The sequence below is a fragment of the Bartonella rattaustraliani AUST/NH4 genome, assembly GCF_000312565.1.
GTDB lineage: Bacteria > Pseudomonadota > Alphaproteobacteria > Rhizobiales > Rhizobiaceae > Bartonella > Bartonella rattaustraliani.
Genome location: NZ_CALW02000013.1, coordinates 14,783 through 37,575, shown reverse-complemented (window position 1 = coordinate 37,575; position 22,793 = coordinate 14,783). Strand labels below are relative to the sequence as shown.

13 protein-coding genes are annotated in these 22,793 nt (G+C 39.1%); 5 read left to right on the top strand and 8 right to left on the bottom strand.

The features are described 5' to 3' along the window. Nucleotides 1-9 precede the first annotated feature (9 nt). Nucleotides 10-2,793 (bottom strand): DNA gyrase subunit A, encoded by a 2,784-nt coding sequence (gene gyrA / locus BN67_RS02500; protein WP_019222578.1) that lies wholly within the window; start codon nucleotides 2,791-2,793, stop codon nucleotides 10-12. A 213-nt stretch (nucleotides 2,794-3,006) separates the two neighbouring features. Continuing rightward, entirely contained in the window at nucleotides 3,007-3,519 is a 513-nt protein-coding gene (gene ssb / locus BN67_RS02495) for a single-stranded DNA-binding protein (RefSeq protein ID WP_019222577.1), read from the bottom strand. Nucleotides 3,520-3,867: 348 nt separating this feature from the next. Between ssb and uvrA the strand changes: the two genes are divergently transcribed. The 4 genes from uvrA (at nucleotide 3,868) to BN67_RS02470 (ending at nucleotide 9,992) form a co-directional block, all read left to right on the top strand. Then, nucleotides 3,868-6,783 carry an excinuclease ABC subunit UvrA gene (uvrA, locus tag BN67_RS02490; RefSeq protein ID WP_019222576.1) on the top strand — a complete coding sequence of 972 codons (2,916 nt, stop codon included), beginning with the start codon at nucleotides 3,868-3,870 and terminating at the stop codon, nucleotides 6,781-6,783. Nucleotides 6,784-7,487: 704 nt separating this feature from the next. After that, complete coding sequence (locus tag BN67_RS02485) at nucleotides 7,488-7,826, top strand: P-II family nitrogen regulator (protein WP_019222575.1); 339 nt, start codon at nucleotides 7,488-7,490, stop codon at nucleotides 7,824-7,826. 55 nt (nucleotides 7,827-7,881) lie between these two features. Then, nucleotides 7,882-9,291: a type I glutamate--ammonia ligase gene (gene glnA, locus BN67_RS02480; protein WP_019222574.1), complete on the top strand. Its 1,410-nt coding sequence runs from the start codon at nucleotides 7,882-7,884 to the stop codon at nucleotides 9,289-9,291. Nucleotides 9,292-9,446: 155 nt separating this feature from the next. Continuing rightward, on the top strand, nucleotides 9,447-9,992 hold the full coding sequence (locus BN67_RS02470; protein WP_019222572.1) for a hypothetical protein: 546 nt from the start codon (nucleotides 9,447-9,449) through the stop codon (nucleotides 9,990-9,992). A gap of 38 nt (nucleotides 9,993-10,030) precedes the next feature. Here the strand turns inward: BN67_RS02470 and BN67_RS02465 are convergent, their stop codons facing one another. Together BN67_RS02465 and BN67_RS02460 are read right to left on the bottom strand one after the other, a co-directional pair. Next, entirely contained in the window at nucleotides 10,031-10,813 is a 783-nt protein-coding gene (locus tag BN67_RS02465; protein WP_019222571.1) for an ATP12 family chaperone protein, read from the bottom strand. A gap of 878 nt (nucleotides 10,814-11,691) precedes the next feature. Then, nucleotides 11,692-12,678: an RluA family pseudouridine synthase gene (locus BN67_RS02460; protein ID WP_019222570.1), complete on the bottom strand. Its 987-nt coding sequence runs from the start codon at nucleotides 12,676-12,678 to the stop codon at nucleotides 11,692-11,694. Between the two features lie 220 nt (nucleotides 12,679-12,898). Here BN67_RS02460 and BN67_RS02455 point away from each other — a divergent pair, with 220 nt between their 5' ends. After that, complete coding sequence (locus BN67_RS02455; protein WP_019222569.1) at nucleotides 12,899-14,707, top strand: glucan ABC transporter ATP-binding protein/ permease; 1,809 nt, start codon at nucleotides 12,899-12,901, stop codon at nucleotides 14,705-14,707. A gap of 556 nt (nucleotides 14,708-15,263) precedes the next feature. Here BN67_RS02455 and alaS read toward each other — a convergent pair. The 4 genes from alaS to BN67_RS02430 form a co-directional block, all read right to left on the bottom strand. Further along, entirely contained in the window at nucleotides 15,264-17,927 is a 2,664-nt protein-coding gene (alaS, locus tag BN67_RS02445) for an alanine--tRNA ligase (protein WP_026088125.1), read from the bottom strand. 201 nt (nucleotides 17,928-18,128) lie between these two features. Further along, nucleotides 18,129-19,172 (bottom strand): recombinase RecA, encoded by a 1,044-nt coding sequence (gene recA, locus BN67_RS02440; RefSeq protein WP_019222566.1) that lies wholly within the window; start codon nucleotides 19,170-19,172, stop codon nucleotides 18,129-18,131. Between the two features lie 664 nt (nucleotides 19,173-19,836). After that, the gene (locus tag BN67_RS02435) at nucleotides 19,837-21,150 is read right to left on the bottom strand and encodes a replication-associated recombination protein A (RefSeq protein WP_019222565.1); all 1,314 of its coding nucleotides are present in this window, start codon (nucleotides 21,148-21,150) and stop codon (nucleotides 19,837-19,839) included. Between the two features lie 8 nt (nucleotides 21,151-21,158). Next, on the bottom strand, nucleotides 21,159-22,553 hold the full coding sequence (locus tag BN67_RS02430; RefSeq protein WP_019222564.1) for a DegQ family serine endoprotease: 1,395 nt from the start codon (nucleotides 22,551-22,553) through the stop codon (nucleotides 21,159-21,161). Nucleotides 22,554-22,793 lie beyond the last annotated feature (240 nt).

Sequence of the window (22,793 nt, the reverse complement as noted above, 5' to 3'; positions counted from 1 at the left end):
CCTTTAGAATTATTCTTCCTCGTTCACATCAACCGTCTCAAAATGCTTTTCCTCTGCTTCATCTTCTAATTGGCTATCATCATCTTCAGGCTCAGAAATACGCTCAACCGATACAACTTTTTCCCCTTCTGCTGTGTTGAAAATTGTCACCCCCTTGGTGGAGCGACCAGCGATACGAATTCCATCAACAGGGACGCGAATAAGCTGTCCCCCATTTGACACCAGCATAATTTGATCTTGCATTTTCACCGGAAAAACAGCCACTAATTTACCAATTTCAGCCGTTTTAGAAGGATCTGTTGCACGAATCCCTTTACCACCACGTCCCGAAATTCGGAACTCATAGGAGGAAGACCGCTTTCCATAACCAAACTCACTCACCGTTAAAAGCATCTGTTCGCGTGCATGAAGCTCTGCATAGCGCTCTTCTGTTAACTCTGTTTCAACGCCTTCATCTTCTTCATCAAGAATGACACTCTCTTCAGAATCAGTCCCCATAGCACGCCGTTCATTAATCATACGCTTAACGTAAGCAGAACGTTCAACCGCTGTTGCTTCAACATGCTCTAAGAGAGTCATCGAAATGACTTTATCACCTTCAGCCAGATTAATACCACGAACCCCTACTGAATTTCTTCCGACAAAAACACGAACATCAACAACTGGAAAACGAATACATTGTCCATTCGCCGTTGTTAGAACAACATCATCATATTCTGTACAAGTTTCAACAGACAGAATTTCATCACTTTCTTCATCAAGTTTCATGGCAATTTTTCCACCACGATTAACCTGAACAAAATCCGATAATTTATTACGGCGCACAGTCCCACGTGTCGTTGCGAACATAACATCTAAGGCACTCCAACTTTCCTCATCTTCTGGTAGTGGCATAATCGTTGTTATACGCTCACCTTGTTGTAAGGGAAGAAGGTTAATCAAAGCGCGCCCACGCGATTGTGGTGTACCCAGCGGCAAACGCCACACTTTTTCCTTATAAACAATGCCACGCGAAGAAAAGAAAAGAACCGGAGTATGCGTATTCACCACAAATAATTGTGTTACAAAATCTTCATCCCTGGTTGACATACCAGAGCGCCCCTTACCGCCGCGACGTTGCGCACGATACGTGTTAAGAGGTACACGCTTAATATAGCCACTATGGCTCACCGTTACCACCATATCTTCCGGTGCGATGAGGTCTTCACTATCCATTTCAGCGCTACCAAAACCAAAAACGGTGCGCCGGGGCGTTGCAAACTCCTCACGAAGAGCTTTTAGTTCATCTTTAACAATTTCCATTATTCGTAAACGCGAAGACAGAATATGAAGATAATCAGTAATATCTATTCCAATTTTATTCAATTCATCAGCAATTTCATCACGCCCAAGAGCCGTCAATCTTTGCAAACGCAATTCTAAAATAGCACGCGCCTGCTCCTCAGATAAATTATAAGTATTATCCTCATGAATAATATGACGGGGATCATCAATAAGTTTAATCAAAGGTGCCACATCAGCGGCTGGCCAACGTCGCTCCATTAATTGTGCACGTGCTGTTTGCGGCTCAGGTGCTTTGCGAATGAGCGCGATAACTTCATCAATATTGGCAACAGCAAGTGCTAGACCAACCAAAACATGCGCGCGCTCACGTGCTTTACGCAAAAGATACTTTGTTCGCCGACTAACAACCTCTTCCCGAAACGAAACAAATGCACGCAGCATATCAAGCAACGTCATCTGTTCGGGTTTTCCTCCGTTTAACGCAACCATATTGCAACCAAAAGACGTTTGCAGTGGTGTGTAACGATATAATTGGTTCAAAACAACTTCTGCAACAACATCTTTCTTGAGTTCAATAACCACCCGATATCCATCACGATCAGATTCATCACGTAAATCAGAAATTCCCTCAATGCGTTTATCACGCACCAATTCGGCCATTTTCTCAATCATCGTTGCCTTATTCACTTGATAAGGTATTTCACTGACAATGATTGCCTGTCGACCATTACGAATTTCTTCAATATCAACCTTAGCACGCATAATAATTGAGCCGCGTCCCGTTTCATAAGCCGAACGGACTCCAGAATGACCAAGAATAATGCCGCCAGTGGGAAAATCAGGACCAGGAATAATTTCAATGATCTTATCAAGTGTGATATCAGGATCATCAATCAAAGCAATACAACCATCCACAACCTCACCAAGATTATGGGGAGGAATATTAGTTGCCATTCCCACGGCAATACCACCTGATCCATTGACCAAAAGATTAGGGAAACGCGCTGGTAAAACAACCGGTTCACGCTCGCGCCCATCATAATTATCCTGAAAATCAACAGTCTCTTTATCAATATCAGCGAGAAGCTCTTCTGAAACTTTTTCTAAGCGGCATTCTGTATAGCGCATTGCCGCAGGCGGGTCGCCATCAATAGAACCCAAATTTCCCTGACCATCAATCAGTGGATTTCTTAAAGAGAAATCCTGTGCCATACGCACCAAAGCATCATAAATTGACGCATCACCATGGGGGTGAAATTTCCCCATGACCTCACCAACAACCCCGGCAGACTTACGATACGGCTTATTAAAAGAAAGCCCCATCTCATTCATGGCATGAAGAATACGCCTATGAACTGGCTTGAGCCCATCACGTACATCTGGAAGTGCACGCGAAACAATCACACTCATCGCATAATCGAGATAAGAGCGTTGCATTTCATCAACAATACTGATTGGTTCAATACCGGTCAGCGCATCACGTTCTGGGTGTGGAGTAAGATCGGTCACAGTTTCAAGACTTTCAAAAAAAGAATCATTTCAACTCTTTGTATAGCGAAAAACAGATTAAAATGCCAATTTCTCTCCTGCAATAGAAAAGAGATTTAACAATAGTTTTCAATACGTTATTTATGTTAAAAATCTCAAACAAAATTGACGAGAGCTGCTTTGCTGAATTTCAAAAAAGAAAATAAAGTACAATACTAAAATCTTTAAAGATCATTAAAAAGGGACATCATCATCTAATTTATGTGAGAAGTCCTCTCTCAATTGCTGATTGCTTTGACCAAAAGTGCCCTTATGATTTGAGTGACTGTCACCAAAACTGCTGCTATCATAACTTTCACTTGACTGATTGGCACCTTGCTCCCCACCAGCGGCTCCTCGTCCATCAAGCATTTGCAACTCTCCGCGGTATTTTTGCAAAACAACTTCCGTTGTATAACGGTCATTGCCATTTTGATCTTGCCATTTTCGTGTTTGTAATTGACCTTCAATGTAAATTTTGCTGCCTTTTTTTAAATATTGTTCTGCAACTTTGATAAGGTTTTCGTTAAAAATAACAATATTATGCCACTCCGTTCGTTCTTTTCGCTCATTCGTATTACGATCACGCCAACTTTCTGAAGTCGCAATACGTAAATTTGCCACTTGGTCACCAGAATTCAGACGACGGACTTCAGGATCCGCACCAAGATTACCAATTAAAATAACTTTATTAAGGCTACCAGCCATTGCATAAACTCCAAAATTTTAATTCACAAAACAACCTTTATTGTATAGTGATCATCATCTTGATCTTGTCGTTCAGATATCTATAATTGACTTTCAGCATGGATTTTCCGCCCTTCTTTTAAAGATCGTATCGTGCAATTATAACAAAAGATGATAAAAACGCATAGTCTATTCCATTAGTTAGGCAAGAAAAAGATTTTCTTTATATTTTTTCCCACAAAGTTATATTTTTGCGCAAAACTTGCATCTTTATCTTCGTAAAAGAAAATGAAACAGGTTGTAATTCTAAAAAACAATTTTATCCTACTGTGGATGTTTTATTGTTATGACCTATGCCAAGGATAAAATATGGCTTTTCAAAAATACATTTCCATTCGCGGCGCACGTGAGCACAACCTTAAAAATGTAGACATCGATCTTCCTCGTGACAAACTGATCGTTATCACAGGGCTTTCTGGATCAGGAAAATCATCCCTCGCTTTTGATACAATTTATGCTGAAGGTCAACGCCGTTATGTTGAAAGCCTTTCTGCCTATGCACGTCAATTTCTTGAAGTGATGCAAAAACCAGATGTTGACAGAATAGATGGCCTTTCTCCAGCCATTTCCATTGAACAAAAAACAACCAGCCGCAACCCTCGTTCAACGGTAGGGACTGTTACTGAAATTTATGATTATATGCGCCTTCTCTTTGCGCGCATTGGTATTCCTCATTCTCCAGCCACTGGGCTTCCCATTGAAAGTCAAACAGTCAGCCAAATGGTTGATCAAGTAATGACCTTAGCAGAAGGGACACGGATTTTTATCCTGGCTCCCTTAGTAAGAGGCAGAAAGGGAGAATATAAAAAAGAGCTCACTGAGCTTTTAAAAAAAGGATTTCAACGCGTTAAAGTAGACGGAGAATTTTACGAAATCCCTGATATTCCCCCTCTTGATAAAAAATACAAGCATGACATAGATGTGGTAGTAGACCGCATTGTTGTACAAAGTGACATAACCTCTCGCTTAGCAGACAGTATAGAAACCTGTTTACAATTAACAAATGGACTAGCTGTTGCCGAAATGGCAGACAAACCTGTGGATAAAAAAGAAACTACAAAGGAAACCGCTTATAAATCAAAAAATGAAACACACCAACGGCTTATTTTTTCGGAAAAATTTTCCTGCCCCGTCTCTGGATTTTCTATTCCTGAAATTGAACCACGCCTTTTTTCCTTTAACAACCCTTTTGGGGCTTGCCCTATGTGCGGCGGACTTGGCACAAAAAAAGCAATAGATCCGATAAAAATTATACCCAATAAAGATCTTACCCTAAAAAATGGAGCAATTGCACCTTGGTCTAAATCATCTTCATTCTACTATAACCAAACCTTAGAAGCATTGGGAAAAGTTTATGGGTTTAAACTGACAGACAAATGGTGTGTGCTTTCAGAGGATGCACGACACGCGCTTCTTTACGGCACAAAAAGAAAAGAAATCTCCTTTGTTTATAAAAATGATTCAGGTTCGCATAAAACAACGCAAAATTTTGAAGGAATCATCCCTAATATGGAGCGACGGTGGAAAGAAACTGATTCGGTATGGTCACGCGAAGAAATTGAGCGTTATATGTCCTCTTCACCCTGTCCTTCTTGTCATGGCTACCGTCTAAAACCAGAAGCGCTCGCTGTCAAAATCCATGGACTTCATATTGGGCAAATATCAGAACTTTCTATCCTAAAAGCAGATGAGTGGTTTGCCACTATTCATCAATATCTCACTGAACAACAACGTAACATTGCAACCCGTATTTTAAAAGAAATTCGTGAACGCTTAGCGTTTTTAAACCATGTGGGACTTGAATATCTTACCTTATCTCGAAGTTCTGGAACCCTTTCAGGAGGAGAAAGTCAACGCATTCGGTTAGCCTCGCAAATTGGTTCTGGTCTTACAGGTGTCCTTTATATTTTAGATGAACCCTCTATTGGTTTGCACCAACGCGATAATGAACGTCTTCTAAAAATGTTGCACCATCTGCGTGACCTTGGCAATACAGTTATTGTTGTTGAACATGATGAAGATGCCATTCTAAGTGCAGACCATGTCGTTGATATGGGACCTGCCGCAGGTGTTCATGGTGGCGAAATTATCGCGCAAGGGACGGCACAAGAAATTATAAAAAATCCCTCCTCTCTCACAGGCCAATATCTTTCAGGAAAAATGGCTGTAACAGTCCCTGCCCAAAGACGAAAAATATCAAAATCAAAAATGCTTAAAGTTATCGGAGCCCAAGGAAACAACCTCAAAAATATCAGTGCTAGCATCCCACTTGGAACCTTCACATGTATAACGGGCGTCTCCGGTGGAGGAAAGTCAACATTCCTCATTGAAACTCTTTTTAAAGCAGCCTCACACCATATCATGGGGACTCATCAAAGCCCCGCAAATTATGAGAAAATTGAAGGATTAGAACTTCTAGATAAGGTCATTGATATCAACCAATCACCCATTGGACGCACCCCACGTTCTAATCCAGCAACCTATACGGGTGCATTTACCCCAATCCGTGATTGGTTTGCCGAACTTCCAGAATCAAAAGCACGCGGTTATCAAGCAGGACGTTTTTCATTTAATGTAAAAGGAGGACGCTGCGAAGCATGTCAAGGTGATGGAGTCATCAAAATTGAAATGCATTTTCTACCTGATGTGTACGTTACTTGCGACGTCTGCCAAGGAAAACGCTATAATCGAGAAACATTAGAAGTAAAGTTTAAAGGTCAATCCATTGCCGATATTTTAGATATGACAATCGAAAAAGCTGAGGAATTTTTTCAAGCTGTTCCCGCCATTCATAATAAAATGAAAACTCTCATGAGAGTAGGTCTTGGCTATATAAAAGTAGGACAACAAGCCACAACGCTTTCTGGTGGTGAAGCCCAACGTGTAAAACTTGCCAAAGAACTTTCACGGAAAAACACGGGTCGTACACTTTACATTCTGGATGAACCAACAACAGGTTTGCATTTCCATGATATTTCTAAACTTCTTGAGGTACTACATGAACTTGTTGAACAAGGCAATACCGTCATCGTCATTGAACATAACCTTGAAGTTATAAAAACAGCAGATTGGATTATCGATTTAGGACCAGAAGGTGGAGACCGTGGTGGTGAAATCGTTGCAGTTGGACGTCCTGAAGATATTATTCATATTCCCACTTCTTATACAGGAAAATTCCTAAAAGAAATTTTGCTGCGTCGACCTCTCTCCCATCCTTCCTCTTAAAGCCCCCTTCCATTTTTAAGGAGAGAAAGTTTATATATCGCCCTCAATCTGATTTTATAAAGATAACGCAAAGGATATGTGCAAACGCCTATAAGAATTAAGTAAACGTAAAACTAGGTGTATTACGGTTATGATTTCACAAAATTTCAGAGAAAAAACGAGAACATATCGCCCATCATTGCTGATATATCCTATGTTTTATAGCATTGTTTCCTGAAAGAAAAGCCTTTGCTATTGCCTGTAAATCAACCTCTCATCTCAACGCAACAACATATTTGAGACAAATGCTAAGACAGTTCAATGCTTTCTCTCTGCTTATTAAAATTTACATACCAGAGAGAACCGAATATATGATATATCTGTTTGAAGCATTTCTGAAATGTAAAAACAGCTTGGTCTTGGAAGAACACAAAGTCTTAAGAACCAGTCCTCATCTTTACCATTATATTATCATTCAGCTTTTATAAAATATAATGTGATAGGCTCCAAAACCAAACACCTCTTATTCTATCATTTTTTCTTTACAAATCTTATAACTCTTCTCCCGAATCCCCCCTTCCCTTTACACTTTAAAAAACATTTCTCGAAAAATATCGAATTATTTTCAACTTTTTGTGCACAAAGTATCTGTTGGACATCTCCCAGTTGCCAATATAATGTGATGTGATCTAAAAGGATCAAATAACGTTGGAGATCGTTTCAGCATGAAAAAAATTGAAGCCATCATAAAACCTTTCAAACTTGATGAAGTGAAAGAAGCACTTCAAGAAATTGGTTTACATAGTATCACAGTAACAGAAGCAAAAGGTTTTGGTCGTCAGAAAGAACATACAGAACTTTATAGTGGGACTCAATATGTTGTTGACTTTCTTCCTAAAGTAAAGATTGAAATTGTTGTTGCCGATGAAAAGCTGGAACAAACGGTCAACACAATACGTAAAGCCGCTCAAACAAAACACATCGGAGATGGAAAAATATTTGTTTTTTCCATCGATGATGTCATTCGTATCGGTACGGATAAATCCGAGAGAGAGACCCTTTAAGCGAATACAAGATTTACCTTTTTATCCACCTCAATCCCACATAAGGAAATTGAATATGACAACCGCCTCAGATATTATCAAACAGATTGCAAACAACGAAATTCGTTTTGTCGACTTGCGTTTTACTGATCCACGAGGAAAGTTGCATCACGTTACAATGGATGTCGCAGAAATCAGTGAAGATACATTTAGTGATGGCGTCATGTTTGATGGCTCTTCAATTGCCGGCTGGAAAGCAATTAATGAATCTGACATGGTTTTGATGCCAGATCCAGAAACAGCGCATATTGACCCCTTTTTTGCTCAATCAACTTTAATCATATTCTGTGACGTTCTTGATCCTGTTTCTGGAGAATTTTATCGGAGAGACCCTCGCTCTATCGCCAAGAGAGCTGAAGCTTATATGAAATCTTTAGGAATTGGAGATACGATCAATGTAGGTCCGGAAGCAGAGTTTTTTATCTTTGATGATGTGCACTATAAAACGGATCCTTACAATACAGGATTTAAACTTGATTCAAGTGAACTTCCCTCCAATGACAATACAGAGTATGAGACGGGCAATCTTGCTCATCGCCCACGAATGAAGGGGGGTTACCTTCCAGTCCCTCCCATTGACTCCTGTCAAGATATACGCTCTGAAATGCTCTCAGCACTTAAAGATATGGGCGTCCGCGTAGAGAAGCATCATCATGAAGTCGCAGCAGGACAACATGAATTGGGTATTCGCTTTGATACGCTTGTTCGCGAAGCTGACAAAATGCAAATTTTTAAATATGTTGTGCATCAAATAGCGAACAGCTACGGAAAAACTGCAACTTTCATGCCAAAACCCGTTTTTGGTGATAACGGCTCAGGCATGCATGTTCATATGTCCATTTGGAAAGATGGCAAACCAATTTTTGCAGGAAATGAATATGCTGGATTATCAGAAACCTGCTTATTTTTTATTGGTGGTATCATTAAGCATGCAAAAGCAATCAACGCCTTCACCAATCCATCTACAAACTCCTATAAGCGTTTAATCCCAGGTTATGAGGCGCCTGTTCTTCTTGCATATTCTGCACGCAACCGCTCAGCATCTTGCCGTATTCCAATGAGCGCTTCACCCAATTCAAAGCGTGTAGAGGTGCGTTTTCCAGATGCGACAGCAAATCCCTATTTAGCATTTGCAGCACTCTTAATGGCTGGTCTTGATGGTATCAAAAATAAAATTCATCCCGGACATGCTATGGATAAAGATCTCTATGACCTTCCCTTAAAAGAGGTCAAAGAAATTCCCACGGTTTCAGGAAGTTTGCGTGAAGCACTTGACGCACTTGATAAAAATCGTACTTTTCTTAAAGCTGGCGACGTCTTTGATGATGATCAAATTAATTCCTTCATCCAAATAAAAATGCAAGAAGTCTTACGCTACGAAACAACACCTCATCCTGTCGAATTTGATATGTACTATTCTGTTTAAAGAATAATGAGGTCTTTCTTATGATTAAAAATGGAGATTAAAATCTCCATTTTTGTGGATACTCCCCTCAAAAAAGAGCAAAAGTCGCTTTTTGCCAATGTGTTTTCCTTTATAATCTCGCTTGAATCTCTTCAAGCCAATCAACAAGGTTTCTAATGCTGCGAATTCGTCTTTCCTTCCCTATTCTCTTATGCATTGCCCTTATTTTACAGACAACTCAAGCTTATACAATTACAGATCCAAAACTCTTAGAGCTTGAAAAGGCTCTGTTTTCTTATAGCAAAGCGATTCAAAATTCTGATTCAAACGCCATCCTAGACGCAATTCCTCCTCAAATCATAGACAGCTTAACTGCCCAAAAAAAATTCAGTAAATCACAATTCCAACAAATCATGAAAAGTCAAATAGAACGGCTTAGGGAAAATTATAAAATTGAAAATATACACATAAACCAAGAACAAAAACGTGAAGGCAAACTTGATAATGGTATCCCTTATTTCATTATACCTATAGAGTTTGTAACCGTAACAAATGCTGGAAAAAAATGCTCTATTCAAACAGAGATTATTGCCCTTTTTGATAACAACAAGTGGTATTTTATCCGCGGTGATGATGAAACCCTCTTAAACATCAGCAATGAGTCATTTCCTGGGCTTGAAAAAATAAAAATTAACCCTCAAAAAATTATAAAAATACCATGATCAAGCAAAAAGGTGCATATATAAAAGATGTTTCATCTTTAAAAGCAGGTTGCAACAATTGTGGCAGCCGCCTCAAATTCAGCTTTCTTATAGGCACGATGCGTCGTTGCTTCTTCGTCCCCCCCCCATTGTTCTATCATCCAATCTTCATCCAAATGCGCAATCTCCCAAGCGTAATCTGCATCAATTTTTCTCGCAGCAACAGCAAGAGCAATAAGAGCAGAGCCCGTTAAGGTTGTCATTGTATGAAGTGCTACAAACATATAAGAAGACTTAAATTGACGGAGATAAGTGCTCACCGCTTGAACAGATTCCCGTGGTTGTTCAACATGCATAAGCCCTTCTGCCAAATAAAAACGTGCACCAATCTTCTCTTCTACCCAATCCAGTAAAGGATCCCACTTTTCGCATTGCCGCTGTACCAACTCCTTTGGTGTTTGAGCACGATAAAAAATCATATCACATGCAACAAACCGCAACAGATCTTCAAAAATAGCTTGTACATCATCAGCGACACCATCAATAACAGTGTTAACAAGACGCGTAATGGGCATTTTTGCTGGATCAATCACTTCTGTCTGGTTCTCAAATTCATGTGCCACTAATCTAGCAAAGGCTTCCGTTGGCACAAGAAAATGACGCCTTGCCGGCGTTTTTACTGAAGATCCATCTAAAAAAATAGAAAAACCACCTTCTTCACAAACCGTTTTCACTTCTCTATAAAATCGTTTGGGAAGTGGCTGACATGACAGCTTTTGCGTTTTTTGAACAGAATGATTTTTGTTTAATGGCATAGAAAAATGATCTAAAATTTCACGCATATTATTTTACCTCTAATATTTTCAATCAATTTACCATTTTTTATATTTTGTACCTCTCAATAAACTTTGAGATAAGAAATGATAACATTCCTTTGTAAACAGTGCTAACTTTCTATGATAGATTGGATCAGATGTATAATACCTCTTTAAAGAAACCCCGAAACAAGTAAGAACCCCTACTGATAATATTTTAAAATTTGAAAAATATCGAACATCCTTTTATAAAAAATAATACGCATTCATAACAATGATATGAAGAGGCAATTTACAGCACATTTTAGAGAGTAAAACCACCTACATCTTTATGACGCACATCCCAACCATTATACAGGCTATAATTTATACATTGCGTGGACAGGACTAGCAATTTGTAAAACAATATTCGTCTTAATTTGCAACTCAATGATAAAACGTGATGATGAAACAGAGTATACCCTTTTGCTTGTAAACTATTCATCTCAAAGAGCAATTTCTATATCAAGGACTTTAAAATATTTCTCACAGAGTTTTTAAAGAAGAAAAAGACACCCATGACGCAAAAAATGATGAAGCAATAAGCTTTTTACTCACCATCCTAGCTTCCAACCAATTGCGAAGACACATCAATGAATATAGAACTCTAAAACAAAAAATACTAAACAAGTAAATTTTAATAGCCTATATCCTAGCCCTAAATAACAATATTTTACAACTTGAGAGGATAAAGAAACTGCAAATAAGAATTTATGACATGGCACCCGTGAACTCATCATAAAAAAACACAATACCTAAAGGGCAGCCATGATAAAGAGCTCTCCTCATAACAAGTTGTACTTTTATACACTTTACGAAATCGACATAAAATTTTTATAAACTCAAAAGAATAAGCTTTAAGAAATTTATTCTTCTGTATCACCATCACTTTCGTTAAAAGCCAAAAGATTAAAGCTTTGTACCATATGCGGTGGTAAAGGTGCGACAATATCTAATATTTTTCCCGAAGGATGAGGGATACGAATACGGCGTGCGTGAAGATGAAGCCGATTTTGAATTCCTCCCGGTAACGTCCAATTACTATCAGAAAAAAAATACTTTGAATCACCAATGATCGGATGATCCATATGTGCAGCATGCACACGTAGCTGATGTGTTCTCCCTGTATAAGGTTCCATTTCAAGCCAAGAAAGAGCCCGCCCTCGCGTATCTAAAACACGATAGTAAGAAACGGCATGATTCGCATTTGGCTCCCCATGCTCACAAACGCGCATTTTATCACCTTGTGCCGTATTTTCCTTCACAATCCATGTTGAAATTTTATCCTGCTTTTTCTTAGGCACTCCCCGAACCAATGCCCAATAAGTCTTTTTCGTTTCCCGTGTTCTAAAAGCAGCCGTCAAAGCCTGTGCAGCCCCCCTAGATCGAGCAACAACAAGCACACCTGATGTCTCACGGTCAAGACGATGAACCAACCGCGGCTTTTCACCTTTTTTATTACGCCATGCTTCAAGCATACTATCCACATGACGCGTTAAACCAGAGCCACCTTGCACGGCAAGACCTGAAGGTTTGTTAAAAACAAAAATTTTAGAATCTTCATAGAGCAGCATTTTTTTTAAAGCGGTTGCATTATCCTGCCCACGAAGTGTTTTATCCGTTACAAGAAAACTTTCTTTGTCATCAACAGGCAAAGGTGGTACGCGAACAGCTTGTCCCAGGAGAAGACGTGTATCAGCCTTGACACGTCCACCATCAACCCGTATCTGACCAGAACGTAGTAATTTTTGTAAATACCCAAATCCAAGCCCTGGATAATGCACTTTAAACCAACGATCTAAACGCATTCCATTTTCATCTGGCTCAATCTTTTTTATTTCTACACCTGCCATACAAGTTCCCTTGCTCATATTCTTGCCCATATCATTTGTTGACTTATTCTTGCATTTCTCTGTTTTCCGTACAAATACCAAGATCTCTAGTCCATAGAATCGGCTTTATCACACCATATTACAAACCGTATTGAAAATTGCATTTTCTTACCGTTCAAATTTTATTAGCTCAAAGTCTAGCAATAACAAATATTTGCAGAGCGAATGGAGATCATCACCTGTGTCCTTATTCAAAACTTATACGCGTGTTCTCTCTTATCTCAACAGAGAAAAAAATATATCTGCTTTAATCTGTACTGCCAATGTTATGTTGGCTATTATCACTATTGCAGAACCTATTTTATTTGGGCGTGTCATTGACTCTATTGCAAAAAAATCAGCGATTATCCCGACCCTTACAATTTGGATATGCTTTGGTTTTTCTCATATTATTGCTTATGTTCTTATTGCTCGTAGCGCCGACCGCTTAGCGCATAGACGCCGCTTAGCCGTTTTAACGGAATCTTTTGAACGTATCATCGCTATGCCTTTAATTTGGCATCACCAGCGTGGAACCTCTAATACGCTTCATGTACTTTTGCGTGCTGTAGACTGCATGTCAACCATATGGTTGGATTTTATGCGTCAACATCTCTCAACTCTTGTCACATTCTTCATTCTTATTCCCATAGCCTTTAATATGAATTGGCGTCTTTCAACAGTCTTAGCACTCCTCGCTATAATCTATGTATTGATTGCACGTTTAGTAATGCGAAAAACAAAAGACGGACAATCTGCTGTAGAGCGCTATCATCATAATCTTTTTAAACATGTCAGTGATTCAATCTCTAACATTTCCGTTGTACAAAGTTATAACCGAATAAAGGAAGAAACTTCTATCTTGCATCAACACACAGAAGATCTCCTTAAAGAACAAAATCCTGTTCTTAATTGGTGGGCTCTTGCAAGCGGCTTAAACCGAATGGCTTCAACCATTTCAATCGTTTGTGTCCTTCTTCTTGGTGCTTTTTTTGTAGCAAAAGACCAACTTCGTGTAGGTGAAGTTGTTGCTTTTGTCGGATTTGCACAATTAATGATTAGCCGTCTCGATCAAATGAGCAGTTTTATTCATTTAACCATATCCTCACAAGCAAAACTACAAGAATTCTTTGCAATGGAAGATTCTACCTTTCATTGCAAAGAGCCCGAAAATTTATCTTCCCTCCAAGAGGTTAAAGGAACAATACAATTTCATGATGTTACCTATAAGTTCCCTAATTCTTCTCAAGGCGTTTTTGATATTTCCTTTGAAGTGAAAACAGGACAAACAGTTGCCATTGTAGGACCAACAGGTGCTGGAAAAACAACACTCATCAACCTGTTGCAACGTGTGTACGACCCTACATTTGGGCATATCTCTATTGACGGAATAAATATACGCTCCATTAATCGCGAATCCTTGCGCAAATCTTTAGCAACAGTGTTTCAAGACGCAGGACTTTTTAACCGCAGTATTTACGACAATATTTCAATCGGAAGAGCAGACGCAACGCGTGAGGAACTTTACGACGCAGCCAAAATAGCAGCTGCCCATGATTTTATTCTGAAAAAAGCAGATCGTTACGACACAATGGTTGGCGAACGTGGCTCTCAATTGTCAGGTGGTGAAAAGCAAAGACTCGCAATCGCACGCGCCGTTTTAAAAAATGCTCCCATTCTTATTCTAGACGAAGCAACAAGTGCTCTTGATGTGGAAACAGAAACGCATGTTAAAGAAGCTCTTGAAAGCATAAGTCATAATCGCACCACTTTCATTATAGCACATCGGCTTTCAACAATACGTGATGCTGATATTGTACTCTTCATGGAACAAGGACATTTAATTGAAAAAGGAAGCTTTCAAGAACTCGTCAATAAAGGGGGACGCTTTTATAAACTCTTAAAAACCGATAATTTAACAACAAGTCCGCTCAAAACAAAAGAAAAAAATGGAAATGTGGTTCCATTTTACGACACCACGTGTAAAAAGAAAGCATCGAAGAAACCATAAGCATAACCATCTTAACGCTTGTGAAACAATAAGCCAATCTCATCATTATGTTTTCAGGTCATAGTGTGAGGCCATTGCATGAAGACAGTTTATAAGCAGCACTTACATTCTTTCTTTAAGAATTTTATCCGCCCCTCCTTATGATGGGAAAGAGAATAGCTTTGATGAATTCAAGATAAAGAGGTGTGAAATGAGAGAATTTACAATATTCACGACTTTCATTCCATGTATAAAGCAATAAAATTATTGTTATACATCAGAATGTTATCCATTATAAGGAAACACTTCCCTTTATATCTAAAAGAGCATATTGGTTTTATAGATCTTTTTTAAAAGTGAGAGATACATAAAGAAATGCTAAAGAATAGAAATTCCAAAGATACACCCTATAAGATGTATCTTTTCACGCAAATTCCCCTTAAGTAAGTGTTTGAATTTTGATTTTTTGGAAAAAAATTGCATATCAAACTCTTTTCAAGATGCTTTCAGACGCCAAAGATTTTTTCAAGTAAAAATCTTTTCTCTTTAAAAAACAATGCAACCCAATAATTAGAAATTATTCCTCAAGAAAAGCCTTTAACGCTATCAATGCTTCATCAGCCTTATTGCCCTCAGGACCACCAGCCTGCGCCATATCTGGACGACCACCACCACCTTGACCACCAAGAGCACCCGAAAGAATACGCACCAAGTCAACAGCACTGAATTTATCGGTTAAATCATCCGTAACACCGACAACAGCACTGCCCTTACCCTCCTCCGAAACGCCGATAAAAGCAACCACTCCAGATCCAACCTGTTTTTTTCCAGAATCGACCAATATCTTAAGATCCCTTGGTGAAATATTCTGAACAACACGCCCCATAAAAGAAATGCCATTGATGATGCTCATATCTTCTTGACCATTTTTCATTATCCCGTCACTGAACACTATGTTTTTACGGAGATCATTTAACTTTTTTTCAAGTTTACGACGATCATCAAGCAAAATCTGAAGACGCTCCTCCACATCAGAAGAAGAAGTTTTTAAAAGGTCAGCAATTTCACGGATTCTCTCGTTTTGACGACAAAGATAAAGGCGTGCAGCCATCCCTGTTAAAGCTTCAATACGACGAACTCCAGCGGCAACAGAACTCTCAGAAACAATATGAATGACACCAATATCCCCTGTTCTCTCCACATGTGTGCCTCCACAAAGCTCAACTGACCAGTGTTTTTTTAATCCTCCCTGTTCAGTCCTATTTCCCATAGAAACAACACGCACTTCATCACCATATTTTTCACCAAATAATGCCATTGCTCCTTCAGAAATTGCCTCATCAGAAAGCATAAGCCGTGTAATGACCTCCGTGTTTTGCAACACAATATCATTTACTAAATCTTCTATTTTTTTCAATTCCTCTAAAGAGACTGATTTGGGATGAGAAAAATCAAAACGCAACCGATCCGGAGAGACAAAAGAGCCTTTTTGTGTCACATGAGATCCTAAAACTTGACGTAAAGCTTCATGTAACAAATGAGTAGCAGAATGGTTTGCACGAATTTTTTTACGGCGAACAACATCCACTTTTAATTTTACACAATCAGAGGTCTTTGCCTGACCAGATTTGACTTCTCCAATATGGATAAAAACACCCTCACCTTTTTTCTGAGTGTCATGCACTTCAAAAATAAAATTTTCACCAGAAATAATACCGCTATCACCAACCTGCCCACCAGATTCGCCATAAAAAGGTGTCTGATTCACAACAAGAAATGCTTTTTGCCCTGAAGAAATATGATCAACAATTTTACCATCACGTACAAGAGCGGTTATAATGCCTTCTGCTTTTTCTTCCTTATAACCCAAAAATTCTGTAGCCCCCACTTTATCACGAACAGAAAACCAAATTGTTTCTGTTACAGATTCACCAGAACCAGACCAATTGGCACGCGCTTCCTCTTTTTGGTGCTCCATTGCTTTATCAAAAGCCTCAACATCAACAGATATTCCACGACGCCGAAGAACATCTTGTGTCAAATCAAAGGGAAAGCCATAAGTATCATAAAGTTTGAAAGCAACCTCACCATTTAAATGATCCCCTTCTTTCAGATGCGTACTCGCTTCATTCAACAAACCAAGTCCTCGGTCAAGAGTTTTACGAAAACGCATTTCTTCCAATTTCAAGATCTCTGAAATCAAAGACTGAGCCCGCACAAGTTCGGGATAAGCTTGCCCCATTTCACGAATGAGAGCAGGCAAAAGACGCCACATCAATGGTTCTTTAACACCGAGAAGATGCGCATGGCGCATAGCGCGACGCATAATACGACGTAAAACATACCCACGCCCTTCATTGGAAGGAAGGACACCATCAGCAATCAAAAACGCACATGAACGAAGATGATCCGCAATCACACGATGGCTTGCAACAAAATCACCCGTTGCCTGAACCCCTGTTATCTCTTGTGAGGCACCAATTAATGTACGAAAAAGATCAATATCATAATTATCATGAACCCCCTGCAAAACCGCAGCAATCCGCTCTAATCCCATACCGGTATCAATAGAAGGATGAGGCAAATCAACACGCTTCTCCTTGTCCACTTGCTCATATTGCATAAAAACAAGATTCCAAATCTCAATGAATCGATCCCCATCTTCTTCCTTACTTCCAGGCGGACCTCCCCAGATTTGATCACCATGATCATAAAAAATCTCTGAACAAGGACCGCAGGGGCCTGTATCTCCCATCGCCCAAAAATTATCCGCTGTCGCAATCCGAATGATTTTCTCGTCTGGAAGACCTGAAATCTTACGCCACAATTCAGCAGAAACATCATCACTATGATAAATTGTCACCAACAATTTATCTTTTGGAAGGCAAAACTCCTTTGTTAAAAGATTCCATGATAAAAAAATGGCCTCTTCTTTAAAGTAATCACCGAAAGAAAAATTACCCAGCATTTCAAAAAATGTGTGATGACGTGCCGTATAGCCAACATTATCAAGATCATTATGTTTTCCGCCCGCACGGACACATTTCTGCGCTGTTGTTGCTTTTTTATAAGAATGCTGCTCAAGTCCCGTAAAAACATTCTTAAACTGCACCATTCCTGCATTTGTAAACATAAGCGTGGGATCATTACGCGGAACAAGCGGACTAGAAGGAAGGACTTTATGTCCATTTTGATAAAAATAATCCAGAAAAGTTGACCGTATGCTATTAACACTATTCATATTTCTACCTGCTAAAGACAGCATAAAACCATAAAGGTAAACCTCTCCTCATTAAATATTCTCGTTGATACACTTGGAGTCAATTTAATCAAAGAGTGGAATCTTTATTCAAAAAACTTAGAAATAAGCGATCTTATTTTTAAAAACTCTCAAAAACAGAAAAAACTGAAAGGAAGGAACTGCATCTGAACAAAGGTTCCATCAAATTTCTTCATCACTTTCTGTCACTTCTGATCCTGCATTTTCTAACAACTCAACCGCGATTAAACCAGCATTTTGACGTAAAGCCGTTTCAATTTCTGCAGCTATTTCCGTATGTTCACGCAAAAACTGCTTGGCATTTTCTCGCCCTTGTCCCAAACGTTGAGAATTATAAGAAAACCACGAGCCAGATTTCTCCACTATGCCAACTTTAACACCTAAATCAATCAACTCACCTAATTTAGAAATACCCTCACCATAAATAATATCAAACTCAACCTGTTTGAACGGAGGAGCCAACTTATTTTTCACTACTTTCACACGTGTTTGATTGCCAACAATCAAATCCCGATCCTTAATGGATCCAATGCGACGAATATCCAAACGGACAGACGCGTAGAACTTTAAAGCATTTCCACCTGTTGTTGTTTCAGGAGAACCAAACATCACACCAATTTTCATGCGAATTTGATTAATAAAGATAACCATACAGTTAGAACGGAAAATTGATGCCGTTAATTTTCGCAGAGCTTTACTCATTAACCGTGCCTGTAATCCAGGTAAAGCATCACCCATTTCACCGTCAATTTCTGCACGTGGTGTTAAAGCTGCGACAGAATCCACAACAAGCACATCAACAGCACCAGAACGAACTAATGTTTCTGTAATTTCCAACGCCTGTTCACCGGTGTCTGGTTGAGAAATAAACAAGTTTTCCAAATCAACACCAAGTTTACGCGCATAAATAGGATCAAGAGCATGCTCCGCATCAATAAAAGCACAGATTCCCCCACTTTTCTGTGCCTCAGCAATAGCATGAAGAGCCAATGTTGTTTTTCCAGAACTCTCTGGTCCATAAATCTCAACAATACGCCCCTTCGGCAATCCCCCAACACCTAAAGCAATATCCAAGGATAATGATCCCGTCGGAACTGTTTCAATTTCAACGACCTGCTCTTTTTGTCCAAGACGCATAATCGAGCCTTTACCAAAAGAACGTTCAATTTGTGAGAGAGCAGCATCGAGAGCTTTTGTTTTATCCACGACTATATCCTTGATCGATTCATTATAATCTAATCTCCTGTTTACACTGTTATTTTACCTTCACGAAAGCCTTGAGTTTAGATTTTCACAGACTATTTCCATTTCTCTCAGCATATATGCCCACAACTATGCCCACAACTTCTCATAAACACACATAAAAAATTTCTTATTTTATGGCACAAAAAACTTCAATCAAATATCTCCAGAGATAGAAACCTAAAGCATTTATAGCGCTCCTTTAAAAAAGAAACAATTTAAATTTCAACGCAACATTTTTCTTCAGCGCCAACTTCGATGACAATTTCTATGAAACTATCAATTGTTTCTACAGACATGTCTCTTCATCGATTTTCTTCCATACAGTCAAGAAACTCAACAAAGCTCAACACCGCCCTCTTGGCACCTTACAATCCCATTGTCAAACAATCTCAAAACTCTGCCTTCCACTTAAACCATGAAGACAAAAAAGCTATACAAAATGAGAGTGTCTCAAAATTCATTCAGATCTAGTATGAAACCTATCGTCTCAAAAAGAAAGTTTTTCACTCTACAAAAACAATAAACCTTTGAAAGCTGTATTCCATTATCACTCATAGCAACAATCATAGAAGAAGAATAAAGTCAGCCTGCAAACAATAAAAAGCCTCTTTCAACGAGACTTTCTTTATTGAGTTCGTTTTTGCCGCAGTTTTTTCCACCATTCAAGACGTTTTATAATCTCGCGCTCAAAACCACGTTCTTGTGGTTGATAATAAATCTGACGCCCAAGCTGTTCTGGAAAATATTCCTGTCCTGAAAAAGCATCGGGCTCATCATGATCATAACGATAACCATGCCCATATCCTTCTTCTTTCATAAATTTCGTAGGTGCATTAAGGATATGTCTGGGAGGAGGCAAAGAACCATTTTTGCGCGCACAATCCATAGCTGCTTTATAAGCAAGATATGCCGCATTCGATTTTGGTGCCGTTGCAACATAAAGACATGCTTGCGCTAAAGCCAACTCTCCTTCTGGGGAACCTAAATAATCATAAGCATCCTTCGCAGCATTACAAATGACCAAAGCTTGTGGATCCGCTAAACCGATATCTTCAACAGCGATACGAACTAATCTTCGCCCAATATAGAGAGGGTCTTCGCCCGCATCTAACATCCGTGCCAAATAATAAAGAGCAGCATCAGGATCAGATCCACGAACCGATTTATGAAACGCTGAAATGAGATTATAGTGACCATCCCGTCCCTTATCATAAATTGGCGCACGACGCTGAATAATTGCTTGTAAAGCAAGAGCATCAAATATCTCTCCCGATCGTGCAGAACCCCACACTTCCTCGGCCAATATTAATGCTGCCCGTGCATCACCATCAGACATTTCAATCAAAACATTTCTGGCTTCATCATCCAAAGGAAGAGACTTTCCCTCCACTTCTTCAGCACGTTTCAAAAGCTTATCCAAACTTTCACTGGTATGTGGGTGAAATGACAAAACACGTGCACGAGAAAGAAGGGCTGCATTAAGCTCAAATGAAGGATTCTCCGTTGTTGCCCCTATAAGAATTACAGTACCATCTTCTATGATAGGAAGAAAACTATCCTGCTGAGCACGATTAAACCGATGAATTTCGTCAACAAACAAAAGTGTTTGGCTTCCAGACATAAAACGCATCTGAGCACTTTCAAAAATTTTCTTAAGCTCAGAAACTCCCGTAAAAATAGCAGAAATTTGTTCAAAAACAAAATTTGTCTCAAGCGCTAATAAACGTGCAACTGTTGTTTTTCCTGTGCCTGGAGGTCCCCAAAAAATCATCGACCCAATTGAGCCAGAGGACAACATACGTGAAAGCATCCCCATCTCTCCAAGCAAGTGATTTTGTCCTATGACATCACCAAGAGAACGAGGACGCATTCTTTCTGCAAGCGGACGATTTTTATGAGCCTGGAGATCAAAAGATGAAGTAAAAAAATCTTTATCCAAAAAAAACCTCAGCGAATAAACTGACGAATATACATACCATCACGTTCATATTCCAATTGCCACATATTAGGGCGACCTTGCATAAGAATCTTTTTCAACTGAGCAACTGTTTGAACTTTATGTCCATTAACAACACGCAAAATATCTCCTGGACGAAAAATACCCGAAGCATTACTCATTTCATCAACATTCAGAATCACGACACCTCTTGCAGAGCTAGACAGATGAAAACGCCGACTATTTTGTGGTGTTAAATCTAAGATTTCAGCACCAGAAAGAGGACCTTCACTGGTAATTTTTTCAGATTTCGAAAAAACAGATGCTGATATCGATGCAACCATTATTTTTGTCTTTAAAGTCTTCCCATTTCGTAAATATTCCAAATCAAGACTTTTCCCAGTGCCAGCTGTTATCAAACGATATCCAAGACTATCAGGGCTATCAACACGCACCCCTTGTACACTCAAAATAACATCACCCACTTTTAAGCCAGCTCTCGCAGCAGGACTATCTTTGACAATTTCAACAACAAGAGCACCATAGGGACGTTCTAAACCTAAGCCACCTGCAATATCAGGTGTAACATTTTGAAAAGAGGCACCAATATAAGGGGGTACAAAATATTTCTCACCACCTCTCACAGTATCCAGCATTACTTTTACAAGATTTGCTGGAATAGCAAAACCAATTCCTACAGAACCACCTGAACGTGAATAAATAGCCGTATTAATCCCGATCAACTGTCCTTTCATATCAACCAAAGCCCCACCAGAGTTTCCCGGATTAATGGCCGCATCTGTCTGAATAAAAAAGTCAAAATCAGAAATCCCAACACGCGTACGTGCCTGTGCTGAAACAATACCACTCGTAACCGTTTGACCAACACCAAAAGGATTACCAATTGCTAAAACAAGATCACCAACCTCAACGGCATCAGAGTCTCCCAAAGAAAGAGCAGGAAACTGCTCATCCTTTACATCAATTTCAAGCACAGCAATATCTGTTGCTTCATCTTTGAGCACAACTCTACTATCAAATTCTCGCCCATCTGAAAGAGCCACTTTAATTTCGCTTCCATCCTTAATGACATGGTAATTCGTAACAATCAAACCACGTGAATCAACAATTACACCAGACCCTAATGAAGATTGCTTACGTACAGGAAGATTATTTTGAAAACGACCAAAAAACTGTTCAAAAAATGGGTCCCCCTCAAAAGGTGAACGTGCTTTAATTTTTCGAGCTGCATAAATATTGACAACAGATGGAATAGTTTTTTTGACTAAAGGAGAAAATGAAAGAGTCATTTCTTTTTGTGTTTGCGGAACTTGAGCATACGCGCAATAAAAAGATACCTGTGCCACAACAGCAAAAAAAAGCCACACCCAAAAAGAATATCTCATTATTCACTCCTTAAAAGTAACCCATTTTTCTTAGTAAGAAGATAAGCCCCCCTTATCCTTCATAAACTAAGGATTTTCATTAATATTTATAATGGAGAAAAAAACAACCACTTGAACAGTAAATATTATAAAAATAAAATAATTCAATATATCGTAATCTTTCATAATATTTAACGCTTTAAAAATCTAACATAAAATACGTACAAAAAAACCGCCATAAAAAGGCGGCTTCCTCACATT

Excerpts from the sequence above, each read along its gene's own strand:
- ssb (WP_019222577.1), bottom strand. The coding sequence starts at position 3,519 with ATGGCTGGTAGCCTTAATAAAGTTATTTTAATTGGTAATCTTGGTGCG.
- BN67_RS02470 (WP_019222572.1), top strand. The coding sequence starts at position 9,447 with ATGCTGCGAATTCGTCTTTCCTTCCCTATTCTCTTATGCATTGCCCTT.
- BN67_RS02485 (WP_019222575.1), top strand. The coding sequence starts at position 7,488 with ATGAAAAAAATTGAAGCCATCATAAAACCTTTCAAACTTGATGAAGTG.
- glnA (WP_019222574.1), top strand. The coding sequence starts at position 7,882 with ATGACAACCGCCTCAGATATTATCAAACAGATTGCAAACAACGAAATT.
- BN67_RS02460 (WP_019222570.1), bottom strand. The coding sequence starts at position 12,678 with ATGGCAGGTGTAGAAATAAAAAAGATTGAGCCAGATGAAAATGGAATG.
- uvrA (WP_019222576.1), top strand. The coding sequence starts at position 3,868 with ATGGCTTTTCAAAAATACATTTCCATTCGCGGCGCACGTGAGCACAAC.
- BN67_RS02465 (WP_019222571.1), bottom strand. The coding sequence starts at position 10,813 with ATGCGTGAAATTTTAGATCATTTTTCTATGCCATTAAACAAAAATCAT.
- BN67_RS02430 (WP_019222564.1), bottom strand. The coding sequence starts at position 22,553 with ATGAGATATTCTTTTTGGGTGTGGCTTTTTTTTGCTGTTGTGGCACAG.
- alaS (WP_026088125.1), bottom strand. The coding sequence starts at position 17,927 with ATGAATAGTGTTAATAGCATACGGTCAACTTTTCTGGATTATTTTTAT.